Origin of the sequence: Lutibacter sp. A64, from assembly GCF_022429565.1 — a bacterium.
In the GTDB taxonomy this organism is placed as follows: Bacteria; Bacteroidota; Bacteroidia; order Flavobacteriales; family Flavobacteriaceae; genus Lutibacter.
Genome location: NZ_CP092487.1, coordinates 411521 through 435954, shown reverse-complemented (window position 1 = coordinate 435954; position 24434 = coordinate 411521). Strand labels below are relative to the sequence as shown.

Genomic DNA, 24434 nt, shown 5'->3' with positions numbered 1-24434 from the left:
AGACTGCCTTTTTAGACAGTCTTTTGAAAAAACACATCTTTTTTGATGTTATTGTTAAATATTAAATACATACTTATAATTGTATAGATTTCGTAATGCTTCCTCTTCTAATAGTTGCTCATAATTGATAAAATGCTTTTTAGCATACGCTTTTATACTTTTTCCAAATTCATGTTCAATATCTTTTTTTGAAGTTGCAAGTAACCGCCCTTGGGTTTCTAAATCTAAATTAGCATAATTTAAATAAATCATAGTTTTGCTTTTTAGTATTCATTTGGGAGCATCAACGTATTATCCACAAAAAATAAACGCAGTTCATCTAAAGGAAAATCGGTAAAATTATAGCGATGTGTTTCCAATATATTATCATTTCCATCGCTGTAAATTATTTCAGCTTCATAGCCTAAAAAATCTTGTTTTCCTTTTGGTAGTCTTTTAAAATCTATTGTGATAAATTGACTTCTATTCATTAAACTTTTTGCAATTATAGAAACATCTGTAATCAACCAAAAACATTCTGCTGCCTTAGCTAAATATTTCAATCCGGTTGTAAATCGTGTGCGTATCAATGGTATTTGATAAAATATTTCAGAACCCTGAAATTGTTGTAATCCCTCTTTTATTTCGTTAACTCGTGATTTCATTATTTTATATTTTTTTTTAGAATTAATGATACATAAGAGGGTGTAACTTTTCGACTGGAACACCCTCTTTGTTTTGATGTTACTTATCGGATGTATTTCCGTTTTTACTACCCATTAATAGAATTTCATTGGCTACTATTTCTGTTACATAGCGTTGGTTTCCATCATCCGTAGTGTATGTACGTGTTTTTAGCTTCCCTACTACTCCAATTTCGTTGCCTTTCTCGACATACCCTTCAATAATTTCTGCTGTTTTTCCCCAAGCGACAACGGTATGCCAATTGGTGTCCGTTTGTTTTTCGCCTTTAGCATTTTTGTAGTTTTCATTGGTAGCTAATGATAATCTCGCTACTTTTTTACCACTTTCAAGATTTGTAATGGTTGGTACCTGTCCAACATTTCCAATTAACTGTACGTGATTTTTAATAGTACTCATAATATAAGGTTTTAAAGCCTGCCTTGTCGGCAGACAGGATTAATAATTTCCCTTTTAGATTTAAACTGAATTAAATTTTAAGGGGTGTTTGTATGATTTCTTTCGTGCGTTGCACAATGGATGTAGTGGGTTTTGTCAAGACTTTTAGAAAATAAATCAGGAGTGTCTACAACGTAGTAAAATCTTTAGGTTTTCAAGGAAGTAGAAACCTTATTTTTAGCTAAAACTTGTATAGTCTTGGCAAGTTCCATAATGGCATTAGCAGGTTCTTTTAAATATACGTATGAAATGAGCGTACAGAAAGTTAAGCGATTGCAATACGTATATTTAAATTAGAAGTGCTTATGTCATGCCTGTTTTTCGTAGTCCCGAAAAACAGCAAAGGCTTCATTCATTATAAACCCCTTAAAATGTATAAGTCAAAGGATTGGTTTTTAAGAATTTTCGAGCAAAAACTAAAGAAGGATTTGCCGTAAATTCTGTTAAGAAAATCAAGTCTTTGACTTTCCAATTAAAAGCGAACTTGATTCACGTTTTTGGCTAGGGAATGCAGTGTTCCTTTCCAGCGTAGCGGAAAGGATTAGTGGAATGGAAAGCCAAAAATGGGGATTAGGTTCAAGACCTTTTGTAGAGAAGTTCTTTACCCGAAATGCAGCTTTTTGCGAAATGTAGCGGTAAAGTGCTGAACGGCTTGTAAAAATGGATTATTCTTTTGAAGTAGTATTTAAAGCGGGCTTAACTGTAACAATGGAGATTGAAATGGAGTTTGACCACTTCCCTACTTTCTCGGGAATGAGTGGACAAGTGAAATGAAATCGGAATCTTTTCAGTTATGTCCAAGACTTTTTTTAGTGTAGCTCTTTTCCAGAAATGTAGGGTAACGAAATGGATGAAAATGTGCTAAACGGAATTTTAGTTTAGTTATATTTAAAACTCCAGTTTTTATAGGTACTGGAGAAACCTTTTATACATTTCTTATACCATAGCATAAATTTCATCAAACAATAGCTTGTCTAATTTTTCCTGTTTTGAAAAGGTCTTTTTAAAGTTATTATGTAGCATCGCATTAAAGGCATTATAACCATCCCATAATGTAGAAGTTGTATCGAAATTTTGTCCTTCTTTGGTTATCATATCCAATAATTCTCTAGATTTCTTTGAAGGGCTCTCGTTTTTGTCACTACATTCATACCGAAACAATTTTTTTTTCTAATATGTGTTTTAAAAAATATTTTTTTTAAGATTACAAGTTTTTATCCACTTTTGATGATAATTTTCATTATATTATATCTATACCTTCAACTTTCATGAATTTTCAATAGAGTTAATTTGAATTTTTAACTTGTTGGTACTGATTACTATGTGGAAATACTTTTATTAATGTATTTAAAACATTTTCAGCTTTAGTAGAATCTCCTTTATTTTTATAAATAGAATAAGCTAAAGTTAATAGCTGTTCATTGTTCGGATATTCTTTTAAAGCTTTTGTAATGGTTTTAATAGCTTCTTCGCTGTTACCTGAATCATTTTGCATTACAGCATAATAGTAGTGATTTTGAGCATCATTTTTAACTACAGATTTAGCGGTTTCTAATGTTTTAAAAGCCTTTGTTTTATCACCTATTCTAATATAAGCAAAAGCCAACGCTTGATATGCCATTGAAAAGGTTTTATCTATTTCTATAACTTCTTTTAATAACGAAATGCACTCTTCATTTTTGCCTTGCATTCTTTTTAAGTCAGCGTAGTTAATTTTTACAATTAAATTTAAAGTGTCTAATGCCACTGCTTTTTTAAAATAATCTTCAGCCTGATCTAATTTACCTAAGCCTATAGCAGCAACACCTATAGATGATAATCCTAAAGAGCGATCTTGCCAATATAATAATTGATTGATGTATTCTTTCCTTGCTTTATCAACTACTTGTTTTTGCTCTGTAGGTAAATTTGTTGTAGGTACGTCATAAATTAAGCTGTTGGCCATATGTCTAACGCCATAAACGGTATCATTAGCTAAAGGTAAAGCATATTTGTATTGTTGTTGCTTAGATAGACTTCTTAAAGATTCTAATCCAGCTCGTCTAACTAAAGGACTTGTAGATGCTAGTGCCATTTTTAAATTTTCAAAAGCTAAAGGGTTGTTGTTATAATCTTGAAATCTAATTGCAGTACCAACTACAATATTAGCCATGTCTTTATCATTAATAACTTTATTTAAGTCTGATTGTGCGTCTGGTTTATTTGTTCTTATATTGTGAAAAGCAAAACCATAATGCGGTATTGTATCATATTTATTACCATACCAATTTTTAAATTCTTTAGCAGCCCACTCGTTAGATTTATCTGTATGACAATTATTGCAGGCATTTACAGCTCCTGTTTTTACACTAATATCAGGTCTTGGAATTCGCATACTGTGGTCTGAACGCGGGTCAACTACCATTATAGTAATTTTTGGTAAATGGCAGCTTATACAGCTTGCTCCAGTTCCGTTTTCGTCATGTTTATGATGTTCTCTGGTTTTGTATTTAGTAGGCATATGACATTGAAAACAAACATTTTCTTTACCACCTTTTAATTCTCCACTATGTACATTATGGCAATCTTTACAAGTGACACCTTTTGCGTACATTTTACTTTGTAGGAAAGAGCCATACACATAATCTTCGTCATTATTAGTACCATCATCATTATATAAAGGATAATCTAAATAAGCTACCTGATGAGTATGTTCAAGTACTTTTCCAAAGGTATATTCATCTGTTAGTTGGGCTCTTCTTGAATGACAACGACCACACCATTCTACTTGCATATTTGAAGTTCTAGGTTTTGAACGCGTAACTTTTGCAGTTTCAGGATCTATAATCCACCTACTAGGATCTCTATCCATTATATCGAAGACAAATCCCATATTTTCTACATTTTGAAGTGTGTCTTTTGCCCATTTTTCGTGTAGGTCACCTGGTCCGTGGCATGCCTCACAAGAAACATTTATTTCATCAAAAGTAGTATTATAAGCTTGTGTATCTGGGTTGTAATTTTTTTTAACATTGGTTGAGTGGCATTCGGCACACATATAATTCCAATTTTGTAAAGCTCTACCCCAATTTAATTCGTCGTGTGCAGCAATAAACTCATCAGGATATAAGTGCTGCCATTTTTGACCTCCATCTTCTTTTAAACGTGAATCCCAAAAAGGAGTAAGTACTTGTAGACTACCCTTAGGGAATATAACTAAGTATTGTTGTAAAGGGTAAACTCCAAAGGTGTATTTTACTTCAAAATCGGCATATTTTCCGTCAGGTCCTTGTGTATTTACCATAAACAAGCTGTCTTTTTTAAAGAAAGTACTAGTTACACCGTAAATTGTATATTTAGTATTGTTAAAATCACCCAAAACAGTACTATCTGTTGGTAATTGCATAGCTAGTTGATGGTCTGATCCCATCCACTCATTGTATTCTGTTTGGTGGCACTCAATACAATTTTTAGAACCTATAAAACCTTCATCGTGTTTATGATTATTTAATGCAATTTGAAGAGGTGAGTATTCACTTTCTTTTTTTGAGTTACAAGAAATAAAAATAAAACTAAGAATTAAAATTGAAAATTTAATTACCAAGTAGCCAATTTTGGATGTATTCACTTTTATATTCATTTTAATAAAATATTAAATGTAATATTTACGTTTTAAAGAGCTAATTTAAGCAAAAAAGAAATGAAATGAATGCAATTTAAATAAATAAACCAATGCCTATTTTAATGAAATTTTGTCAATACAATTTTATCTCCATTCTTTAGATTTAAAATTAATATTGAGAAAACAAGTTTAATTTTAAAACAACTATATATCCAAAAGATCTTTTGCATTTCTATCAAAAATTGAAGAAACATAACATTGGTAATGTATTACTTTTTCTTTAAACAAAACTGATTGCCATCTTCAAATATAAAATCAGCTACGAAAACCTACCATTTCTGTCTATAGTACGCTAAACATTAAATATTTTATACGAGCAATAGTTCTCTACTTTTGTAAAAAATAATATACTTAAGTATTTATCATTATCATTAATTTCCTTTTGCGTAATCTGCTAAAAACTGCGCTAAACCACTATCTGTTAAAGGATGTTTTAATAATCCTTTAATAGCACTCAACGGGCCTGTCATTACATCAGCTCCTATTTTTGCACAATCCATAATATGCATTGTATGACGTACAGAAGCTGCTAAAATTTGAGTTTCAAAACCATAATTATCATAGATGTGTCTTATATCTGCAATTAATCCTAAACCATCTGTTGAAATATCATCTAAACGACCGATAAATGGAGACATATATGTTGCTCCTGCTTTGGCTGCTAATAATGCTTGTCCAGCTGAGAACACCAATGTAACGTTTGTTCTAATTTCTTTATCCGAAAAATACTTACAAGCTTTTACACCATCAGCAATCATAGGTATTTTAACTACAATTTTCGGATGTAATGCAGCTAATTCTTCACCTTGCTTAATCATTCCTTCATAATCTGTTGCAATAACTTCTGCAGAAACATCACCATCAACAAGATTACAAATATTCAAATAATGCTTTAAAATATTCTCTGCACCTGTAATTCCTTCTTTAGCCATTAAAGATGGGTTTGTTGTAACACCGTCTAAAATTCCTAATTCTTGAGCTTCCTTAATTTGCTCTAAATTTGCTGTATCTATAAAAAATTTCATTTTCTTTGTTTTAAACTGTTTTTAAATAATCTAATACTTGTTGGCTTACTTTTTCACCAGTAAAACCAAACTTTTCATCAAGTACATTTGCTGGAGCAGAATACCCGAAATGGTCTAATCCAAAGACTTTACCACTATCTCCAACCAATCCTTCTAAATTTACTGGTAATCCTGCTGTTAAACCAAATAATGGTTTTCCTTTTGGAATTACACTCTCTTGATATGACTTAGACTGTAATCTAAATCTACCTTCAGAAATAATTGATGCAATACTTACTTTTAATCCTTCGTTTGCTTCTAATAATTCAGCTGCAGCGACCAACGTTGCTACTTCAGATCCATTTGCAATTAACACAACATCTGGATTTTCAACTTCTTTTACTAAATAACCACCTTTTTCAGCTTCTAAAGCATCCTTATATCTTGATGTTCCTTTAGCTGGAAGATCTTTAATTCCTTGTCTAGAAAGAATCATTCCTGTTGGAGTATCTTTATTTTCCAACGCCATTTTCCAAGCAACACTAGTTTCTACAGAATCTGCTGGTCTTAATGCTAATAAACTTGGTTTTCCACTATGGTTTTTTAATTTTTCCATTAAACGTAACTGGGCTTCTTGCTCAACTGGTTGATGCGTAGGACCATCTTCTCCTACTCTAAATGCATCATGTGTCCAAACATATTTAATTGGTAATTCTTGAATTGCGCTAATACGCATAGCTGGTTTCATATAATCTGAAAACACAAAGAAAGTTGCTACTACAGGAATTATTCCTCCGTGCAATGCAATTCCATTTGCAATACAAGCCATTGTTAATTCTGCAACACCTGCTTGTAAAAACGAACCACTAAAGTCACCTTTTTTAAGCGCATGAGTTTTCTTTAAGAAACTATCTGTTTTATCACTATTTGATAAATCTGCAGAAGACACAATCATATTTTCTACATTTTCAGCTAAATATCCTAAAACACCTGATGATGCAACTCTTGATGCCAATCCAGCTTTATGCTCAATTGATTCAAAATCCAACTCTGGTAATTCTCCAGACAAGAAGAAATCTAATTTATCTGCTAAAGCTTTGTTGTCACTTTTCCAAGCTAAAATTTCAGCTTTCTTTTCAGCAGCATTTGCTATTTTTGTTGCTAGTAAATTCTTATAAAACGCACTTACATCTTCGTAAATATCAAATGGGTTTTCAGGATCTGCTCCTAAGTTTACCAAAGTTTTTGTGTAATCTGCTCCTGTATGTCCAATTGGCTGTCCGTGTAATTCACAATGCCCTTCAAACATACTTCCATCTGCAGCAACACAACCTTTCCCCATAATAGTTTTACCTATAATAAGTGTTGGTTTTTCAGTTTCGTTATTAGCGTCTTTTAATGCTTTTCTAATTTCATCATGATTATGACCATCGATAGTTACAACTTTCCATCCCCATGCTTCATATTTCATTGCTGTATCTTCGCTAGTAACTTCATCAGTTGAAGTTGATAACTGAATATCATTCGCATCATAAAACATAATAAAATTGTTCAATCCTAAATGACCTGCAATTCTACCAGCTCCTTGAGAAATTTCTTCTTGAACACCACCATCAGAAATAAAACCATACACTTTATGATTCATCCAATCTCCAAATCTAGCTTGTAAGAATTTAGTTGCAATCGCAGCTCCAACACCCATTGTATGACCTTGACCTAAAGGACCTGAAGTATTTTCTATACCTCTTGCTACATCAACTTCTGGATGTCCTGGAGTTATCGACCCCCATTGTCTGAAGGATTTCAGATCTTCTTTTGAATAATTCCCTAATAAATAATATTGAGCATATAATAAAGTTGATAAATGACCAGCATCCATAAAAAAACGATCTCTAAAAGACCACGTCATATCCGATGGATCGTAATTAAAAAATTCTGAATATAAAATATGCATAAAATCTGCACCTCCCATTGGACCTCCAGGATGTCCTGAATCTGCCTTCTCTACCATTGCCACTGCCAAAGCTCTAATATTATCTGCTGACGCCTGATCTATCTTTATGTTCATTATTTATTTATTTTATAATAATTTTTAAAAAGAACCTATTCTATTTCTCCCAGATTTTCTCTATTTCCTCTAAAGTTTTCCCTTTTGTTTCAGGAACAAATTTCCAAACAAGCAATGCTGCTAATACACCCATTACTCCATAAATCCAGTAAGCAAAACCATGGTTAAATGTTTCTAGTAAATAGGTGTTTTTATCTAACATTGGAAACGTCCAAGAGACTAAATAATTAGAAATCCATTGTGCTGCAACAGCAACTGCTAAAGCTCTACCTCTAATTTTATTTGGAAACATTTCTGACAATAGCACCCAACAAACAGGTCCCCAGCTCATAGCAAAACTAGCTACATAAATTAACATAAATATTAAAGCTCCTATACCAACAGATTCCATAAAAAATGTAGTTCCCAAAGCAAACATTGCAAATGCCATTCCTATTGCACCAATAATCATTAATGGTTTTCTACCATATTTATCAACTGTCATAATTGCTAACACTGTAAATAATAAATTAACAATTCCAACAATAATAGTTTGTAATAATGCAGCATTAGTACCAGACCCCATACTTTTAAAAATTTCAGGAGCATAATACAACACAACATTTATCCCTACAAATTGTTGAAAAACAGATAGCAATACACCAATTACAATTACCGCAATACCAAAAGAAAATAACTTTCCTGAATTACTAACTACTGTATTCTGAATTTCTGCAAGAATCTTTTTACCCTCTTCAAGCCCATTTACTTTAACTAAAACATCCAATGCTTTTTCTGGCTGAGATTTTAACACCAAAGACCTTGGAGTATCAGGAACCATAAATAACATTATTAAAAATAAGGTTGCAGGAATAATTTCTGAAGCAAACATCCAACGCCATCCAACAATATTCAACCAGGTATCATCTCCCTGTTTTGCAATAAAATAATTTACAAAATACACCACTAACATTCCAAAAATAATGGCGAATTGGTTCATTGAAACCAATTTACCTCGTATTTTTGCAGGTGCAATTTCAGCAATATATAAAGGTGATAGCATTGATGCTAACCCTACTCCAATACCTCCAATAATTCTATAAACAATAAATATGTAAATAAAAGTATGATCTCCTTCTCCAACAGGTTTTATCAACATTTCTGGCATTGATGATCCAATGGCTGAAAATAAAAACAACACTGCGGCTAAAATTAAACCATTTTTACGTCCTAGTTTTTTACTAATAACTCCACCAAAAACACCACCAATAACGCATCCGATTAAGGCACTGGAAACAACAAATCCTAAACGGGCATTTGCTCCCAACTCATCCAAGCCAAAAGGCAGAACAAAAAAACTTTCTAACGAACTTACAGTTCCAGAAATAACTGCGGTATCGTATCCAAATAACAGTCCGCCTAATGTAGCGACTAAAGTAAGTTTCAATAAATATTTAGAATTTGCTGCTTCCATACTACTAAAAATTAAATGTATTGATTAATAATATTTTCAAATAATTCTTGTTTACCACTTTTTAGCGGTAATTCTCCGTTTTCTTGTGCTATTTTGTACAAATCTTCCATAGATAATTTTCCTTCTTCAAAAGCTTTTCCGTTTCCTGCATTAAAAGAAGCATAACGTTCAGCTCTTAATTTTTCATAAGGAGATGAAGTTATAATTTTATCTGCAATTAATAAGGCTCTTGCAAAGGTATCTGCTCCACCAATATGTGCGTGAAATATATCTTCTAAATCTGTTGAATTTCTTCTAATTTTAGCATCAAAATTAACACCTCCACCTTGTAAACCACCAGCTTTTAAGAATACCAACATTGCCTCTGTAGTTTCTTGAATATTGTTAGGGAATTGGTCTGTATCCCATCCGTTTTGATAATCTCCACGGTTGGCATCTAAACTACCTAACATTCCTGCTTTAGCTGCTACTTCTAATTCGTGTTGGAATGTATGTTGCGCTAACGTAGCGTGATTTACTTCAATATTTATTTTAAAATCTTTGTCTAAACCATATTCTTTTAAAAATCCAATAGCCGTAGCTGTATCAAAATCATATTGATGTTTCATTGGCTCCATTGGTTTTGGCTCAATAAAGAAATTGCCTTTAAACCCTTGTGCTCTTGCATAATCTCTTGCCATTCCTAAAAAGCGTCCCATATGGTCTAATTCACGTCCCATATCTGTATTTAACAAGGACATATAACCTTCTCTACCTCCCCAAAAAACGTAGTTTTCACCACCTAATTTAATGGTTGCATCTAGAGCTAATTTAATTTGTCCACCAGCTCTTGCAAGTACATCAAATTCTGGATTTGTTGCAGCTCCATTCATATAACGTGGGTTTGAAAAACAATTGGCTGTTCCCCATAATAATTTAACTCCACTTGCTGCTTGTTTTTCTTTTATATAATCGGTAATTGTACATAATCTTTCTTCAGATTCTGAAAAAGTTGCCGCTTCTTGCACTAAATCATAATCGTGAAAACAAAAATAATCGAAGCCCATTTTTGTAATAAATTCAAAAGCCGCATCTGCTTTATCTTTTGCTGCCTGAATTGGATCTGAGGATTTATCCCATTCAAAACTCTGAGTTCCTGGTCCAAATGGATCTCCTCCTTGACCACAGAATGAATGCCAATAAGCAATTGCAAATTTAAAATGCTCACGCATTGTTTTTCCTGCTACAACCTGATCTGGATTGTAATATTTAAATGCTAAAGGATTGTCTGATTCTTTTCCTTCAAACTTAATTTTATCAATGCCTTTGTAGTATTCTTTGTTTCCTAATAGTGCCATTTCTATATAATTTTATTTTGTTATTATTTTTTATACATTTTTTCTAAATCTTGCTTCCAAAGTTGGTAAGCATCCATATATATTTTTTTATCATTTAAAGGATGGTATGTCATTACGTGTTCACTGTCTGAAAATGCATCATTCAAAGTTTTAAAATCTCCTAAACTTACCCCAGCTGCTCGCGCTGCTCCAACTGCTCCAGTTGTATCAATTATTCTAATATCTGCACCTACCAATGTTGCAATTGTATTTGAAAATATTTCTGAACGAAATAAATTATCGTTTCCTGCTTTAATTGCAGATACATCAACTCCATCATTTTTTAAAATATCAATGCCATAGACAAAACTAAAAGCAATGCTTTCTAAAGCGGCTCTTAACAAATGCGGCTTGCCATGTCTATTAAAGTTTAAGTTTAAAAAGCTTGCACCAATATTTTCATTATTTAACATACGCTCTGCTCCATTTCCAAATGGTAAAATTCGTAAACCATCTGAACCTACTGGAATAGATGCTGCCAAATTATTCATGTCATTATAAGAGTCTGTTGCAGCTACAATATTATTTTTCATCCAACTATATTGAATTCCTGCTCCATTAATATTTAGCAGTTTTCCAATTCTTGGTTGTTCTTTCTTATAATTTACGTGTGCAAAATTATTAATACGCGTATTTTCCTTTGTTTTTGAACTGTCTGTAATCGCATAAACAACTCCCGATGTTCCTCCGGTTGCAGCAATTTCTCCTGGCTCAAAAACATTTAAAGACATTGCATTGTTGGGCTGATCGCCAGCTCTGTATAAAACCGGAATTCCTTCTGGCAACCCTATTTCTTCTGAAGCTTTTTTAGTTACTATTCCTTGATTTGAAAATGTTGGAACTATGGTTGGAATTACATCAGTAGCAATTCCCATATAATCAAACAACCAATCTGCTAATTTGTTTTGTTTAAAATCCCACATAATTCCTTCTGAAAGTCCAGAAATTGTGGTAGTTGCTTCTCCAGTTAATTTTAAAGCGATAAAATCGCCTGGTAATAACAATTTAACTACTTTTTCAAAAATTTCTGGTTCATTTTCTTTTACCCATTTTAATTTTGAAAGTGTAAAATTTCCTGGTGAGTTTAATAAATTAGCTACACATTTACCTTCTCCAGCTTCTTTAAAAGCCATATTTCCTATTTCAACAGCTCTACTATCGCACCAAATAATCGAAGGTCTTAAAACTTCATTGTTTTTATCAACCACCACCATTCCGTGCATTTGATAAGCAATACCAATACCTTTTATTTTATTTGAAGAAATACTTGTTTCTGCAAGCAGTTTTTTAGTGACTTTACATATATTTTTCCACCATAAATTAGGGTCTTGCTCTGCCCAACCTATTTGCTCGGCAACTATTGCCATTTCGGTTTCCGGATAATGCGTTATCCCGACTGATTTTCCTGTTTTTGCGTCAATTAAAGCTGCTTTAACTGATGAGCTTCCTAAATCAAATCCTATATAATACATAGTTTATAATGAATCTCTAATTGTTAGTTTTGTTGTAATATATTTTTGCATTGGTTTATCTTCTGTAATAAATGCTGCTGCTTTTGTTCCCAATTGTTTAAAATCTGTTGAAACCACAGATATTCCTTTGTATATAAACTTTTTCATAGGTGTATCGTTATATGATAAAAGCCCTACATCGGTTCCTGGCTCATATTTTTTACTTCTACATTGCTCTAAAAACAAGCCCAAAACCCGATCACTTACACTTATATACGCCTTATTTTTTTGAATATTATATGTTTTTGAATTGGTTAAAATTTGATATTTGAAATCGAAATCACTACAAAATTTCTTAAAATATTCTATTGTTTCTATAGGATGATTTGTGTATTCTGGATATAAAAAAATTATCTCTTCATACTTTCTAAACAAATGATTAGCTTCTTGAAGTGACTCATAAAAGGCTTTTCCAAAATCTTGAAAAACATAATTATTAGTTGATTTTGAATATATATTCCAATCAATTAATAATAACTTCTCCTCATTTATTTTTGAAACAACTTTTGGAACCTCTTTATGATCAAAGTTCATTACTATATACTTATAATATTTACCAAGACTATTGTTTATAATAGTTTTAAAATTTTCAATATTATAATGATGAAATTGAACATCAGTTATTATATTATCTGGTAAATTATTTATAAATGAATGGTATAAAACTTCTTTATAAGCTTTAAATGTATCTAACAGCAACAACACTTTTCTTGTTTCACTAGCCACATAATACCCTTTATTTGGAACAGATTCTATAACGCCATTTTCTTTTAAAATAGAATACGCCTTAAAAACTGTATCTCGTGAAACATTATATTTTTTACAAAAAACATTTACAGAGGGCAATAAATATCCAGTAGTTATCACGTTTTTACCTATAGCATTATTAATGCTATTTACAATTTGCTGATATTTTGGGATATCACTATTATGGTTAATCGTAAAGTTTATTTCCTTCATCTTTTTTAAAATTAAACTATTCTGTTCTGGTATGTAAATGTAAATAAATTTTTACTATTTAACTGACAAAATGTATGTTTTAATTTATTTAGTTTAAAATGACCTTTAATAGTATTACCAAATGTACTTTAAAAAAAAGTAAAACCTATCCTGCACTTTACTGCAATCAATTAACATGAATTCGATTAATATTCAAGTAGATTTTATTAATAAAAAAGATAGACCTTAAATAATTGAAAGTTCTAAATATCAACTTATTAACCAAAAACCACATCCATGACAACCTACTCTATAAACACTAAATTATTTTGTATTGTTGACGATTTTTGTAAAGAATATAACCAACTTATCGATAAACATCTCTTAGGCAGCCCTGCAAAGCCTTCTTCAGTAATGTGTAAAAGCAAAATAATTACCATTATGATTAATTTTTTAATAGATGGATTTAGAACATTTAAACATTTCTATTTGTATTATCTTCAAAAACATATGCAAAAATAATTTCCAAAAACAGTTACTTACAATCGCTTTACAGAGCCTATGAAACAAAACCTTGTGCACTTACTTTATTCTCAAAAAGATGTTGTTTAGGTAATTTAGGTAATTTAGGTAAATGTACAGGTATTTATTTATTGGTTCTACACCCATTAGAGTGTGCAAAAACAAACGATTAAACCAAAATAAAGTATTCAAAGGTATTGCTACAACAGGAAAATCTACTATGGGGTGGTTTTATGGTTTTAAACTCCATATTATTATAAACCATAAAAGTGATATACTCACTTTCACCATTACTCAAGCCAATACATACGATAGAACAACTTTAGAAATAGAGCACTTTTCACATAAAATATTTGGTAAATTATTTGCAGACAAAGGCTATATGGGTAAAGAATTAGCTCAACTTCTTTTTGTTGATGGTGTTCAAATAATTACACAAGTTAAAAACAGCATGTAGAATTGTTTATGACTATGAGTGACAAAATTTAACTTAGAAAACGTTCTGTTATTGAAACTGTTAACGATGAACTTAAGAATATTTGCCAAGTAGAACATTCTAGATATAGAATCTTTTGTAACTTTTTAACTAATCTAATTTGTGGAATTATCGCTTATAGTTTTTTACATAAAAAACCGTCAATCAAGTTCGCAACTGAAAATACTAATCAAATTTATTTGTTTTAATAACCCAACTCAAGTTATTAAATATGATATTATACTAGTAACACAGTTAAACTCATTGCGCCTTGAGCTCCAATAACCAAACATTGTTCTATATCTGCTGTTTTTGAAGGTCCAGCGATAAAGAGACCAAAATTATGATCTCTATTTGCAATTAACTTATAAGCTTCGTGCAGATTAGCACACAGTTTTTGTTTATCTAAAACAATTACTAAATCGTTTGTAATAAATGGTAAAACTCTAATTGGAAACTCGTTCTCCGTAATCCAAATAGCGCCATTTTCTGCAACTCCAAACTCCCCTTCTATAACCACCAAATCAATGGATGCTATAGTATGTGGGTCTGTTTTTTTTGAAATTGAAACCGTTTCTAAAGAAGATTTTTGGGTACAAGTAGCAATGTCCTTAGCATTTGGATACCTTTTTTTAATTTCAGCATCAATTTCTGTTGTAGCATTTAATTCAACAATACTAGCACCAACTAGAGCAACTTTTTCTTTAAAAGTTTCCAATAAATTAAGTTCTTCCTCAAATAAACTAAAATCTATTTCAGGCAATGGTAATAACGTTGGTTTGTTTTTTTGAACCGATTTTAGTATTGCTTCTCTACCCATTATTTTTTATTTTTTCTCTTTGCTTTGTACCAATCATCAAAATTTGTATTCTTAACTTCAGGAAGATCTCTTGCATTTCCCCAAGCGTTTAATTTGGAATAAATCATAAATTTTGGAGCATATTTTAGCATAAATCTAGCTGATTTTCCTGCAAAATTATATAGTCTTCTATTTTCTAAAACTTTACCCGCAATTTTTAAAATAGATTTTTTCACAAATGGTTGCGGCTCCTCTTTTACAATTATTTGACGCCATTTATACAATTGCTCATGAATATTAATTTTTACCGGACAAACATTAGAACACGAACCACAAAGCGTAGATGCAAATGGTAGTGAACTGTGTTTTGTTAAATCTTTTCCTGGTGATAAAATAGAACCAATTGGACCTGGAATTGTAGCATCGTAACTATGTCCACCACTTCTTCTATAAATTGGACACGTATTCATACAAGCGCCACAACGAATACAATGCAATGAAGATCTAAAATCTTCACGACTTAATTGTTCTGTTCTTCCATTGTCAACAATTACAATATGCAATTCTTTTCCTTCAGCAGGCTTGTTAAAATGTGATGAATAGGTTGTAATTGGTTGTCCTGTAGCGCTTCTTGCCAACAATCTTAAAAAAACACCTAAATGTTCTTCCTTCGGAATAATTTTTTCAATTCCCATACACGCAATATGTACTGGAGCTAAATGTGCTCCCATATCAGCGTTTCCTTCGTTGGTAACAACTACAAACCCTCCCGTATCAGCAATCGCAAAATTTACACCAGTAATAGCAACATCGGCTTGTAAAAATTTATTTCTAAGGTGTTTTCTTGCTTCATTAGTTAAGTACTCTGGATTTCCATTGCTGGGTTTTGTACCTAAATGTTCTTGAAACAATTCATCAACCTCTTCTTTTGTTTTATGAATAGCTGGCAATACAATATGACTTGGAGTTTCCTTTGCAATTTGAACAATATATTCTCCCAAATCGGTATCAACAACTTCTATCCCTCTATCATTTAAATAGGGATTCAAATGGCATTCTTCGGTCAACATAGACTTACTTTTTACCACTTTTTTAGCATTATGCGCTTCTAATATTTTATGAACAATTGAGTTATGTTCTTCTGCATCGGATGCCCAATGTACTTTAATACCATTTTTTAAGGCATTCGCTTCAAATTCTTCTAAATAATTATCTAAATTAGAAAGTACATTTCCTTTTATTTTTGAAGCAGTATCGCGTAAATATTCCCAGCCTTTTACTCCGTGTGCTGCATTATCTCTTTTTTCACGAACATACCATAAGGCTTTATCGTGCCAATTTACTTTGGCTTCATTTTTATTAAATATTGCTGCTTTTTCTGAATGGCTCATAATTAAATAGTACTATTTAAAATTTCTGCAATATGCATCACTCTTAATGGTTTATTATCTCTATTAATTAAACCTTCTAAATGCATTAAACAAGAATGATCTGCTCCCGTAATAACCTCAACACCACTATTTAAATGATCTTGAATTTTATCTTTTCCCATTTTTACTGAAATAGCTTCTTCAAATACAGAAAATGTTCCACCAAAACCACAACATTCATCTTCTCTGTTCAGTTTCATTAGTTCTAAGCCTTTTACATTATTCAACAAATCTTCTTCTGTAGAAAAATGTGGATCCATTCTTTCGGAACAAGATCCTAAATGCAATCCGCGTAAACCGTGACAACTTTTATGTAAACCTACTTTATGTGGAAATGAAGCACCTAAATCTGTTTTTCCTAATACTTTTACTATGAATTCACATAACTCGTAAGCATTATTTCTAACTTTAACAACATCGGGTGTTTGTTCTAAAATATCGAAATGTTTTTTTACGTGATAAATGCAACTTCCAGATGGCCCAACTATACAGTCATATTCTTTAAAATTTTCAACAAATAATTGACAAGCTCCTTTTGAATCTTCTTCATATCCGGAGTTTCCCAGAGGTTGCCCACAACAAGTTTGTGTAGATGGATAATATACATCCACATTTAATTTTTCTAACAATTCCAACGTTGCAATAGCAACTTGTGGATACAATTGATTGATATAACAAGGTATAAATAAGCCTACTCTCATATATTTATATTATTTTTGCCTTACTATTTAAACTATTAGTGTAAAGCTACTTATAACAACGTAAATTTTTGTTGTTTTCATTTCAAATTAGTTCTCTGCTACAATAATTTAACTTATTTCATTTATAAATTAAATAATCTTGGTAAAAGCAATGATATTTCAGGAATAAAACTTATAAGCATTAACACAGCTACCATAATGGCTAAAAACGGCAACAAAGATTTAATGACCTTTGTAACTGAAACATTAGCAACTCCACTACCCACAAATAACAATGTACCAACAGGAGGTGTACAAATTCCTATACATAAATTTAGCACTATTACTATTCCAAAATGAACTGGATCCATTCCTAGAGTAGTTACAACTGGTAGAAATATTGGTGTAAATATTAATACCGCTGGTGTCATATCCATAAACGTTCCAACAATTAGTAAAATAATATTTATTGCTAAAAAGATGGCAAACTTATTATTTAAAGATTCTAATAAAAATGTGCTTATCATTTCTGGGATTCCTTCAAAAGAAAACAACCAAGACATAGCCATTGAGGTACAAATTAAAAACATTACAACTGCCGTAGTTTTACCACTAGATAACAATACTTTAGGGAATTCTTTTACTTTCATATCTCCATATACTAAAGATAATACTGCTGCATATAATACCGCTATTACTGAAGCTTCAGTTGCTGTAAATATTCCTGCTACTATTCCTCCTACGACAATAACTAATAATGATAAGCTGAAGAAAGCTTTTCTAAAATAGGTCCAAACTTCCAAAAGTGTTGACCTTCTACCTCTCGCATATCCTTTATTAATCGCAATAAAAGCCACATATCCCATTATAGCAAAACCTAATAATATTCCAGGTAAATAACCTGCAATAAATAAGGCAGCTACCGATGCTGTTCCTCCACTTGCTAATGCATATACTATTAAAATGTTACTTGGGGGAATTAACAAGCCTGTTGTTGAAGATGTTATGTTCACTGATGCACTTAAGGATCTAGGATAACCTTCTTCTTCCATTCTATCTGTCATTATTGAACCAATCGCAGAAGCTGCAGCAACCGCTGAACCTGAAATAGCTCCAAATAGCATAGATGCTAATACATTTACATAAGCCAATCCTCCAGGAAGACTTGCTACTAAAGATTTTGCAAAATTAATAAGTCTATTTGCAATACCTCCTTGTTTCATAATCTCCCCAGCTAACACAAAAAATGGTATTGCTAACAGCGCAAAACTATCAATACCAGTTGTCATTCGCTGTGCAATAGTTGTTAATCCTGGCATTCTATCTATATTCAACAGTAAACTTATAGTTGTAGAAATTCCAATACTATAAGCCACGGGCACTTTCATTAACAAAAGTGCAAAGAAACTTACAAATAAAACGATAATACTAATAATTTCTATACTCATAATTAATTTATGTTTTTATTAGAATAAATATGTGATATGTGATAAACTGAAAAACACATAATTAGGAAACCACTAAATGGCAAAACTGCATATACGTAGCCAAGTGGTATACGCAGAGTACCCGATAATTGTTCTAAATGCAGTGTTGTATACACCAAGTTTAATCCTCCTATTACCATAACTATAAGTGCAAAAAGAAATATAAATACTTCGATAAGTATTGATGCTTTTCTTTTATTGGAAGAGGATAGTTTTTGATACAGGAAATCCATTGATAAATGTTCTCTTTTTCCATTAAGGTAGGCAGCTCCTAAAATGGTCATCCAAATTAAAGAAAATCGTGCAAACTCTTCTGTCCAAGTAAAAGATGTACCTATAATATATCTAGAAAACACTTGGAATAATACATCCAAAACTAATAATGCAAAAATGATAATCACAAACCACTCAAGTGCTTTATTAATCTTATTAAAGATAAATTCTGATTTATTCATATGAATTATTTTTAATTTTATTCACAATAGGTGCCAACTTTGGATATTCTATTATAAATTCTTCCACTACAGATTTTGATTTTTCTGCGAATAACAGTTTATTAGGAGTTATAATTTCTACACCCCAATCTTTAATCACTTTCATCGACTCATTAACCGATTCACTCCAAAATTCTTTTTGTGCTTGAGCAGAGTAATCTGCTGCTTCCTGAACCCAAGCTCTTTCTTCAACAGATAGTTTATCCCAATATTTAGTACCTATCAACAATACATCTGGTACAGAGGAGTGCTCGTCTAAAGTATAATATTTACTAATTTCATAATGGTTTGAAGACACAAATGACGGTGGATTATTTTCCGCCCCATCTACAACTCCTTGTTGAATGGCTGTATAAAGCTCTCCATAGGAAAGAGGTGTTGCTGAACCACCCATTGAATTTACCATATTAATAGCCATTTGATTATTCATTACTCTAATCTTTAACCCTTTTAAATCGTCTGGAGTTCTTATTGCTTTATTACTAGTGTAAAAACTTCTATTACCAGCATCATAGTAACAAAGGCCACGCAACCAAAACTTAGATCCTTTTTCTAAAATTGATTTTCCAATTTCACCTTCCAACACATCAAATTGATGCTCTTTATTTCTAAACAAATATGGTATGCCAAAAATATGATATTCAGGCACAAAATTTGATAATGTAGCCGCACTAACTTTAGTTGCTGCAACACTTCCAATTTGTAATAATTCTAATAATTCCCTTTCTGACCCCAATTGACCATCAGGAAATATTTTAACCTTTAAAGTACCTTTAGACTTCTTTTCCAATACCTTTTGAAATTCCAACATACCTTTATGTACTGGGTGTGTTTGAGGTAATGTATGTCCTAAATAAAGAACCTTTGAATCATCTACTTTTTTACAAGATATAATACTTGTAAAAATAATCAATATGAGTATAGTTTGAAACCTCATTATTAATTCTTTATGTGTTTAATGATATTTATTGCATTTGCTACATCTTGCTCTAATTTAGCATAATCTTTATTTGCAATTATTTCTTTTGAAATTAGTTGAGATCCCATTCCAACACAAGTTACCCCAGCATTAAACCAACCTGTTAAATTCTCTTTTGTTGGTGAAACACCCCCTGTTGGCATTATGCTTGTCCAAGGTTGAGGTCCTTTAATTCCTTTAACAAATTGAGGTCCGTAAATATCCCCAGGGAATAATTTAACTATTTCGCAACCTAATTCTTCGGCTCTGGCTATTTCTGTTAATGTTCCACAGCCTGGAGACCATAAAACTTTACGTCTGTTACAAGCAATAGCAATATCTTCTCGTAATACTGGAGTAACTATAAAGTTTGCTCCTAATGCCATATATAATGAAGCTGCTGCTCCATCTGTTACAGAACCAACCCCCATTATCATGCCTGGTAATTCTGCAATTGCGTATTTTGTTAATTCCCCAAAAACTTCGTGTGCATAATCTCCACGAGCTGTAAATTCCATTAAGCGAGCTCCACCATCATAACAGGCTTTTAATACTTTTTTGCTTAATTCTATATCACTATTAAAAAACAAAGGAATCATCCCGGTTTCTTTCATTGCTGTTGCTACTTCTATTCTTGTAAATTGTGCCATTGTTTATTTTTATGGATTTTAATTTAATCAATAAGTTAAGGAAAGCTGATTTGATGGATATAAACCAACTTTCCTATTACCAAACATAAATATTACTATATAGTATTATCTTGCAACTCTACCTGAAGCATCTCCACTCATTAATTTTTTAACTTCATCTATTGTAGATAAGTTTGCATCTCCTTTTATGGTGTGTTTTAAACAAGATGCTGCTACTGCAAAGTTTAATGCTTTTTGGTCATCTCCTTCATATTCTAACAAACCATAAATTAAACCTCCCATAAATGAATCTCCTCCTCCAACTCGGTCTACAATATCTGTAATTTGGTATTGTGGTGATTCAAATAATGTTTTACCATCATATAAAACTCCTGCCCAGGTATTGTGTGATGCTGAAATGGATCCTCTTAATGTGGTTATTACTTTTTTAGCTCTTGGGAATTTTTTCAACATTTGATCACAAACGGATAAAAATGCTTCTCCTTTTACATCTTCTCCTTGAGTTGTAATATCTAATCCTTCTGGTTTAATATTGAAGTGTTTCTCTGCATCTTCTTCATTTCCTAAAATAATATCACAGTACGAAGTTAATTCGGTCATTATTGCTTCTCTATCTCCTCCATATTTCCATAATTTCTGACGGTAATTTAAATCCGTTGAAATTGTTAAACCTAATTTACTAGCTACTTTTACAGCTTCTAAACATGCATCTGCCGCTCCTTGAGATATGGCTGGGGTAATACCTGTCCAATGAAACCATCCTGCTCCTTCAAATACAGATTCCCAATCTACCATTCCTGGTTCTATTTCTGCAACTGCTGAATGTTGTCTATCGTAAACTACTTTACTTCCTCTATTTACGGCTCCAGTTTCTAAGAAATAAATTCCTAATCGATCACCACCCCAAATAATATTATCACAGTTTACGCCTCTTTTTCGCATTTCCATCATAGCACATTCTCCAATATCATTTTTTGGCAAACGTGTTATAAAATCTACTGGAACACCATAATTAGCTAAGGATACTGCTACGTTGGATTCTCCTCCTCCATAAATCACATCAAATGAATTGGCTTGCGAAAATCTTAAAAATCCGTGTGGAGCTAATCTTAACATGATTTCTCCAAATGTTACTACTTTTTTCATTATATGAATTAAATAATTATTTGTTTAAAATTTGAAATATTCTTTTGCGTTCTTATAAGAAATATTTTGAATCATTTTGCCTAAAAAATCTATATCGTTTGGAACTAATCCTTGGTGTACATCTTCCGCAATTAAATTACAAAGTATTCTTCTAAAATATTCGTGTCTTGGAAAAGACAAAAAACTACGACTATCTGTAAGCATTCCAACAAATCTACTCAACAATCCCATATTCGAAAGTGTATTTAGTTGCTTTTCCATTCCATCTTTTTGATCTAAAAACCACCAGCCAGATCCCCATTGCATTTTACCTGGATGATCTGAATTTTGAAAATTCCCCATCATTGTTGCAAATACCTCGTTTTGCGATGGATTCAAATTATAAGTTATGGTTTTTGCTAGTTGATTGGTTAAATTAAGCTTATTAAACAATTTGGACATAGCTTTTGACGCAGGAAATTCTCCAATAGAATCAACTCCAGCATCTAACCCTAGTCTTTCTAATAAGTTACTATTATTATCTCTAATAGCACCTAAATGAAATTGTTGAACCCAGCCTTTAGCATGATACATTTTACATAATTCACTCAAAACAAATGAAGCATAAATATTAGCTTCATCTTTTGAAATCTCTTCTCCTTTAATTCGCTTTTTAAATATAGTATCAGCCTCATTTTCTGTAAAATTTGATATAAAAATTTCTTCCATACCGTAATCAGACAAACGACAACCATTTTCAGCAAAAAAATCTACTCTGCTTTGAATAGCTTTTATCAAACTTTCAGAGTTATTTACTAAAAACCCTACAGAATCTTCTATTTTTTTTATGTAATTTGAAAACGTCTTTTTTTCTATTAAAAGCAAAGCATCCGGTCTAAAAGTAGGATAAACTTTAGTATAAAAATTTTTTAATGAAATTTCTTTATGGTAGCGTAAATCATCTGTTGGATCATCCGTAGTGCAAACCACTTCTACTTTTAAATCTTCTAATAGTTGTGCTGGAGTTTTATTTTCTAAAATTACATTAACTTTTTTATAAATATCTTCTGCTGTACTCCGTTGAAGTAGCTCATCTATATTAAAATAACGCTTCAACTCTAAATGAGTCCAATGAAACAATGGATTGCGTAAAGTATAAGGTACCGTCTCTGCCCATTTTAAAAACTTATCTTTGTTTGATGTTTCTAAACCTGTTATGTATTTTTCATCAATACCATTGGCACGCATTGCACGCCATTTATAATGATCTCCTTCTAACCAAACTTTAGTTATATTTTTAACAGGTTTATTTTCTGCAATTTGTTTTGCCGACAAATGATTATGATAATCTATTATGGGTAAATCTTTTGCATATTTATGGTATAAGGTTTCAGCAACTTTAGATTGTAAAACAAAATTATCCGTAATAAAATTAGTTGTTTTCATTAATAAAAATTATTTTATACTAACCTCTAATGGGTTGTTGATTTTTAAAGTGAATTCTTCTAAATAACCTTCCCAAATTTCCTTCGAAGAAAACTCTTTTGCTTCTTTCCACCCAAAACCAGCATAATAAATTGCTCTTCCATTATTCACTTTTATTTCTGCATATAAATTACTCCAATCTTTTATTGGGGTGTCAAATAATTCACTTGATAACATATTACCATCTGGAACTACAATTGCTGTACCCAGTTCTGAATCTCCATGTGGTTGCCAATAAGAAATCCAACCAGCGTTTTTTATTTGTGTCGATTCACCATCTTTTTCGTGAAGTGTTAAACCTGCAAACACATTTTCTGTTCCAGATACTTCTATTTCAAATCGAGATAAATTACTACCATAATCTAAAGATATATGTTTCTTTTCTGAAATAATTTTACCATTTGCATCCCAGTTAGCATATTCTAACACAAAACTTGTTCTTATAGGACCGTTACTAATGGTTTTCCAATTTGTAAAATTCTTAGATATATAAAATGTAGAATCAACCTTAACTGCAATACCTCCAACTCCTCTACTAATACCTACATGAAAATTGTCTAGTCCTTCTCCAGAATCTTTATGATATGCTCCTTTCTCTTTCTCTGCTTTTTTATACCATTTATTTATAATTGGATACTCTACTTTTTTTAACCAAGCATCTATTCCACTAGATAGCGTTCCCCCTTTTACACCATCTTCAATCATTTTTTGAGCGGTTGGTCCAAAAGTTCTAAAACCTACTTTATTATTTTCCCAAGCATAATCATCGGTTCTTTCTGGTACGAATCTAGAATAACAATATTCAGTTCTCTCTGGCTTAGCATTTTTATCAAGAACAACAAGCTCAAATAGCTTTTCTGAATTTGCATCAATTTCAGGTTGAAATAATAGAACATCCATATTTCCATCTTGATCTTTATCTATAAATTGAGAAATTAATACGGTTTTCGTCTGTAATTCTTGTACACCTATACTTTCAAAACTTTTCCTATCTTGAAATTTCAAATCAGTTTTATTAATTTCTACAGTTTCATAAATACGAGGTGTATCAAGTGTATTTTTTACTATTACAATTGTATGTTTTTCAGTTCCACAATATGAAAATAACATTGATAAAACTACTAAAAACAAAAATTTATTAATAATATTCATTATTTATGGGTTTTGTGAGTTGCTCAATTAAATTACTAGTATAAAT

Annotated in this window: 21 protein-coding genes and 1 pseudogene; 1 reads left to right on the top strand and 21 read right to left on the bottom strand. The window is 31.6% G+C overall.

All coding sequences use genetic code 11. The features are described from left to right. Positions 1-54 precede the first annotated feature (54 nt). The 11 genes from MKD41_RS01590 to MKD41_RS01540 form a co-directional block, all read right to left on the bottom strand. A complete protein-coding gene (locus tag MKD41_RS01590; RefSeq protein WP_240243701.1) occupies positions 55-252 on the bottom strand; it encodes a hypothetical protein in 198 nt (65 codons plus the stop codon). Between the two features lie 11 nt (positions 253-263). Then, positions 264-644 carry a DUF6876 family protein gene (locus tag MKD41_RS01585; protein WP_240243700.1) on the bottom strand — a complete coding sequence of 127 codons (381 nt, stop codon included), beginning with the start codon at positions 642-644 and terminating at the stop codon, positions 264-266. Between the two features lie 79 nt (positions 645-723). After that, positions 724-1080, bottom strand: a complete 357-nt coding sequence (locus tag MKD41_RS01580; protein WP_240243699.1) for a single-stranded DNA-binding protein — start codon at positions 1078-1080, stop codon at positions 724-726. Positions 1081-2055: 975 nt separating this feature from the next. Then, positions 2056-2214 carry a hypothetical protein gene (locus tag MKD41_RS01575; RefSeq protein WP_240243698.1) on the bottom strand — a complete coding sequence of 53 codons (159 nt, stop codon included), beginning with the start codon at positions 2212-2214 and terminating at the stop codon, positions 2056-2058. Positions 2215-2404: 190 nt separating this feature from the next. Then, positions 2405-4726, bottom strand: a complete 2322-nt coding sequence (locus MKD41_RS01570; protein ID WP_240243697.1) for a tetratricopeptide repeat protein — start codon at positions 4724-4726, stop codon at positions 2405-2407. A gap of 425 nt (positions 4727-5151) precedes the next feature. After that, positions 5152-5805 (bottom strand): fructose-6-phosphate aldolase, encoded by a 654-nt coding sequence (fsa, locus tag MKD41_RS01565; RefSeq protein WP_240243696.1) that lies wholly within the window; start codon positions 5803-5805, stop codon positions 5152-5154. Positions 5806-5815: 10 nt separating this feature from the next. Continuing rightward, positions 5816-7852 carry a transketolase family protein gene (locus MKD41_RS01560; protein ID WP_240243695.1) on the bottom strand — a complete coding sequence of 679 codons (2037 nt, stop codon included), beginning with the start codon at positions 7850-7852 and terminating at the stop codon, positions 5816-5818. 40 nt (positions 7853-7892) lie between these two features. Continuing rightward, positions 7893-9305 carry a D-xylose transporter XylE gene (gene xylE, locus MKD41_RS01555; RefSeq protein WP_240243694.1) on the bottom strand — a complete coding sequence of 471 codons (1413 nt, stop codon included), beginning with the start codon at positions 9303-9305 and terminating at the stop codon, positions 7893-7895. An 11-nt stretch (positions 9306-9316) separates the two neighbouring features. After that, complete coding sequence (xylA, locus tag MKD41_RS01550; RefSeq protein ID WP_240243693.1) at positions 9317-10642, bottom strand: xylose isomerase; 1326 nt, start codon at positions 10640-10642, stop codon at positions 9317-9319. 23 nt (positions 10643-10665) lie between these two features. Then, positions 10666-12153, bottom strand: a complete 1488-nt coding sequence (locus tag MKD41_RS01545; RefSeq protein ID WP_240243692.1) for a xylulokinase — start codon at positions 12151-12153, stop codon at positions 10666-10668. Between the two features lie 3 nt (positions 12154-12156). After that, a complete protein-coding gene (locus MKD41_RS01540; RefSeq protein WP_240243691.1) occupies positions 12157-13152 on the bottom strand; it encodes a GntR family transcriptional regulator in 996 nt (331 codons plus the stop codon). Positions 13153-13428: 276 nt separating this feature from the next. On the opposite strand from MKD41_RS01540, the pseudogene MKD41_RS16445 reads away from it, so the two are divergent. Further along, positions 13429-14337: pseudogene (locus MKD41_RS16445) on the top strand (IS982 family transposase). A gap of 29 nt (positions 14338-14366) precedes the next feature. Here MKD41_RS16445 and MKD41_RS01530 read toward each other — a convergent pair. From MKD41_RS01530 to MKD41_RS01485, 10 genes are all read right to left on the bottom strand, one after another. Then, positions 14367-14948, bottom strand: a complete 582-nt coding sequence (locus MKD41_RS01530) for a LutC/YkgG family protein (RefSeq protein ID WP_240243690.1) — start codon at positions 14946-14948, stop codon at positions 14367-14369. After that, entirely contained in the window at positions 14948-16318 is a 1371-nt protein-coding gene (locus tag MKD41_RS01525; RefSeq protein ID WP_240243689.1) for a LutB/LldF family L-lactate oxidation iron-sulfur protein, read from the bottom strand. Before MKD41_RS01525 ends, MKD41_RS01530 begins: the two co-directional genes overlap by 1 nt. A gap of 2 nt (positions 16319-16320) precedes the next feature. Then, positions 16321-17058 carry a (Fe-S)-binding protein gene (locus MKD41_RS01520; RefSeq protein ID WP_240243688.1) on the bottom strand — a complete coding sequence of 246 codons (738 nt, stop codon included), beginning with the start codon at positions 17056-17058 and terminating at the stop codon, positions 16321-16323. 122 nt (positions 17059-17180) lie between these two features. Next, on the bottom strand, positions 17181-18485 hold the full coding sequence (locus tag MKD41_RS01515; RefSeq protein ID WP_240243687.1) for a TRAP transporter large permease: 1305 nt from the start codon (positions 18483-18485) through the stop codon (positions 17181-17183). 2 nt (positions 18486-18487) lie between these two features. Continuing rightward, positions 18488-18979, bottom strand: coding sequence for a TRAP transporter small permease (locus tag MKD41_RS01510; RefSeq protein WP_240243686.1), 492 nt, complete (start codon positions 18977-18979; stop codon positions 18488-18490). Then, a complete protein-coding gene (locus MKD41_RS01505; protein ID WP_240243685.1) occupies positions 18972-19955 on the bottom strand; it encodes a TRAP transporter substrate-binding protein in 984 nt (327 codons plus the stop codon). The genes MKD41_RS01510 and MKD41_RS01505 overlap by 8 nt, the downstream gene beginning before the upstream one ends. Positions 19956-19957: 2 nt before the next feature. Beyond that, complete coding sequence (locus tag MKD41_RS01500) at positions 19958-20626, bottom strand: bifunctional 4-hydroxy-2-oxoglutarate aldolase/2-dehydro-3-deoxy-phosphogluconate aldolase (RefSeq protein WP_240243684.1); 669 nt, start codon at positions 20624-20626, stop codon at positions 19958-19960. Between the two features lie 105 nt (positions 20627-20731). Further along, positions 20732-21772: a sugar kinase gene (locus MKD41_RS01495; RefSeq protein ID WP_240243683.1), complete on the bottom strand. Its 1041-nt coding sequence runs from the start codon at positions 21770-21772 to the stop codon at positions 20732-20734. A 24-nt stretch (positions 21773-21796) separates the two neighbouring features. After that, the gene (gene uxaC, locus MKD41_RS01490; RefSeq protein ID WP_240243682.1) at positions 21797-23197 is read right to left on the bottom strand and encodes a glucuronate isomerase; all 1401 of its coding nucleotides are present in this window, start codon (positions 23195-23197) and stop codon (positions 21797-21799) included. A gap of 9 nt (positions 23198-23206) precedes the next feature. Beyond that, on the bottom strand, positions 23207-24388 hold the full coding sequence (locus MKD41_RS01485; RefSeq protein WP_240243681.1) for a DUF4861 family protein: 1182 nt from the start codon (positions 24386-24388) through the stop codon (positions 23207-23209). Positions 24389-24434 lie beyond the last annotated feature (46 nt).

Coding starts and splice junctions, on each gene's coding strand:
- MKD41_RS01590 (WP_240243701.1), bottom strand. CDS start 252: ATGATTTATTTAAATTATGCTAATTTAGATTTAGAAACCCAAGGGCGG.
- MKD41_RS01585 (WP_240243700.1), bottom strand. CDS start 644: ATGAAATCACGAGTTAACGAAATAAAAGAGGGATTACAACAATTTCAG.
- MKD41_RS01580 (WP_240243699.1), bottom strand. CDS start 1,080: ATGAGTACTATTAAAAATCACGTACAGTTAATTGGAAATGTTGGACAG.
- MKD41_RS01575 (WP_240243698.1), bottom strand. CDS start 2,214: ATGATAACCAAAGAAGGACAAAATTTCGATACAACTTCTACATTATGG.
- fsa (WP_240243696.1), bottom strand. CDS start 5,805: ATGAAATTTTTTATAGATACAGCAAATTTAGAGCAAATTAAGGAAGCT.
- MKD41_RS01560 (WP_240243695.1), bottom strand. CDS start 7,852: ATGAACATAAAGATAGATCAGGCGTCAGCAGATAATATTAGAGCTTTG.
- xylE (WP_240243694.1), bottom strand. CDS start 9,305: ATGGAAGCAGCAAATTCTAAATATTTATTGAAACTTACTTTAGTCGCT.
- xylA (WP_240243693.1), bottom strand. CDS start 10,642: ATGGCACTATTAGGAAACAAAGAATACTACAAAGGCATTGATAAAATT.
- MKD41_RS01545 (WP_240243692.1), bottom strand. CDS start 12,153: ATGTATTATATAGGATTTGATTTAGGAAGCTCATCAGTTAAAGCAGCT.
- MKD41_RS01540 (WP_240243691.1), bottom strand. CDS start 13,152: ATGAAGGAAATAAACTTTACGATTAACCATAATAGTGATATCCCAAAA.
- MKD41_RS01530 (WP_240243690.1), bottom strand. CDS start 14,948: ATGGGTAGAGAAGCAATACTAAAATCGGTTCAAAAAAACAAACCAACG.
- MKD41_RS01525 (WP_240243689.1), bottom strand. CDS start 16,318: ATGAGCCATTCAGAAAAAGCAGCAATATTTAATAAAAATGAAGCCAAA.
- MKD41_RS01520 (WP_240243688.1), bottom strand. CDS start 17,058: ATGAGAGTAGGCTTATTTATACCTTGTTATATCAATCAATTGTATCCA.
- MKD41_RS01515 (WP_240243687.1), bottom strand. CDS start 18,485: ATGAGTATAGAAATTATTAGTATTATCGTTTTATTTGTAAGTTTCTTT.
- MKD41_RS01510 (WP_240243686.1), bottom strand. CDS start 18,979: ATGAATAAATCAGAATTTATCTTTAATAAGATTAATAAAGCACTTGAG.
- MKD41_RS01505 (WP_240243685.1), bottom strand. CDS start 19,955: ATGAGGTTTCAAACTATACTCATATTGATTATTTTTACAAGTATTATA.
- MKD41_RS01500 (WP_240243684.1), bottom strand. CDS start 20,626: ATGGCACAATTTACAAGAATAGAAGTAGCAACAGCAATGAAAGAAACC.
- MKD41_RS01495 (WP_240243683.1), bottom strand. CDS start 21,772: ATGAAAAAAGTAGTAACATTTGGAGAAATCATGTTAAGATTAGCTCCA.
- uxaC (WP_240243682.1), bottom strand. CDS start 23,197: ATGAAAACAACTAATTTTATTACGGATAATTTTGTTTTACAATCTAAA.
- MKD41_RS01485 (WP_240243681.1), bottom strand. CDS start 24,388: ATGAATATTATTAATAAATTTTTGTTTTTAGTAGTTTTATCAATGTTA.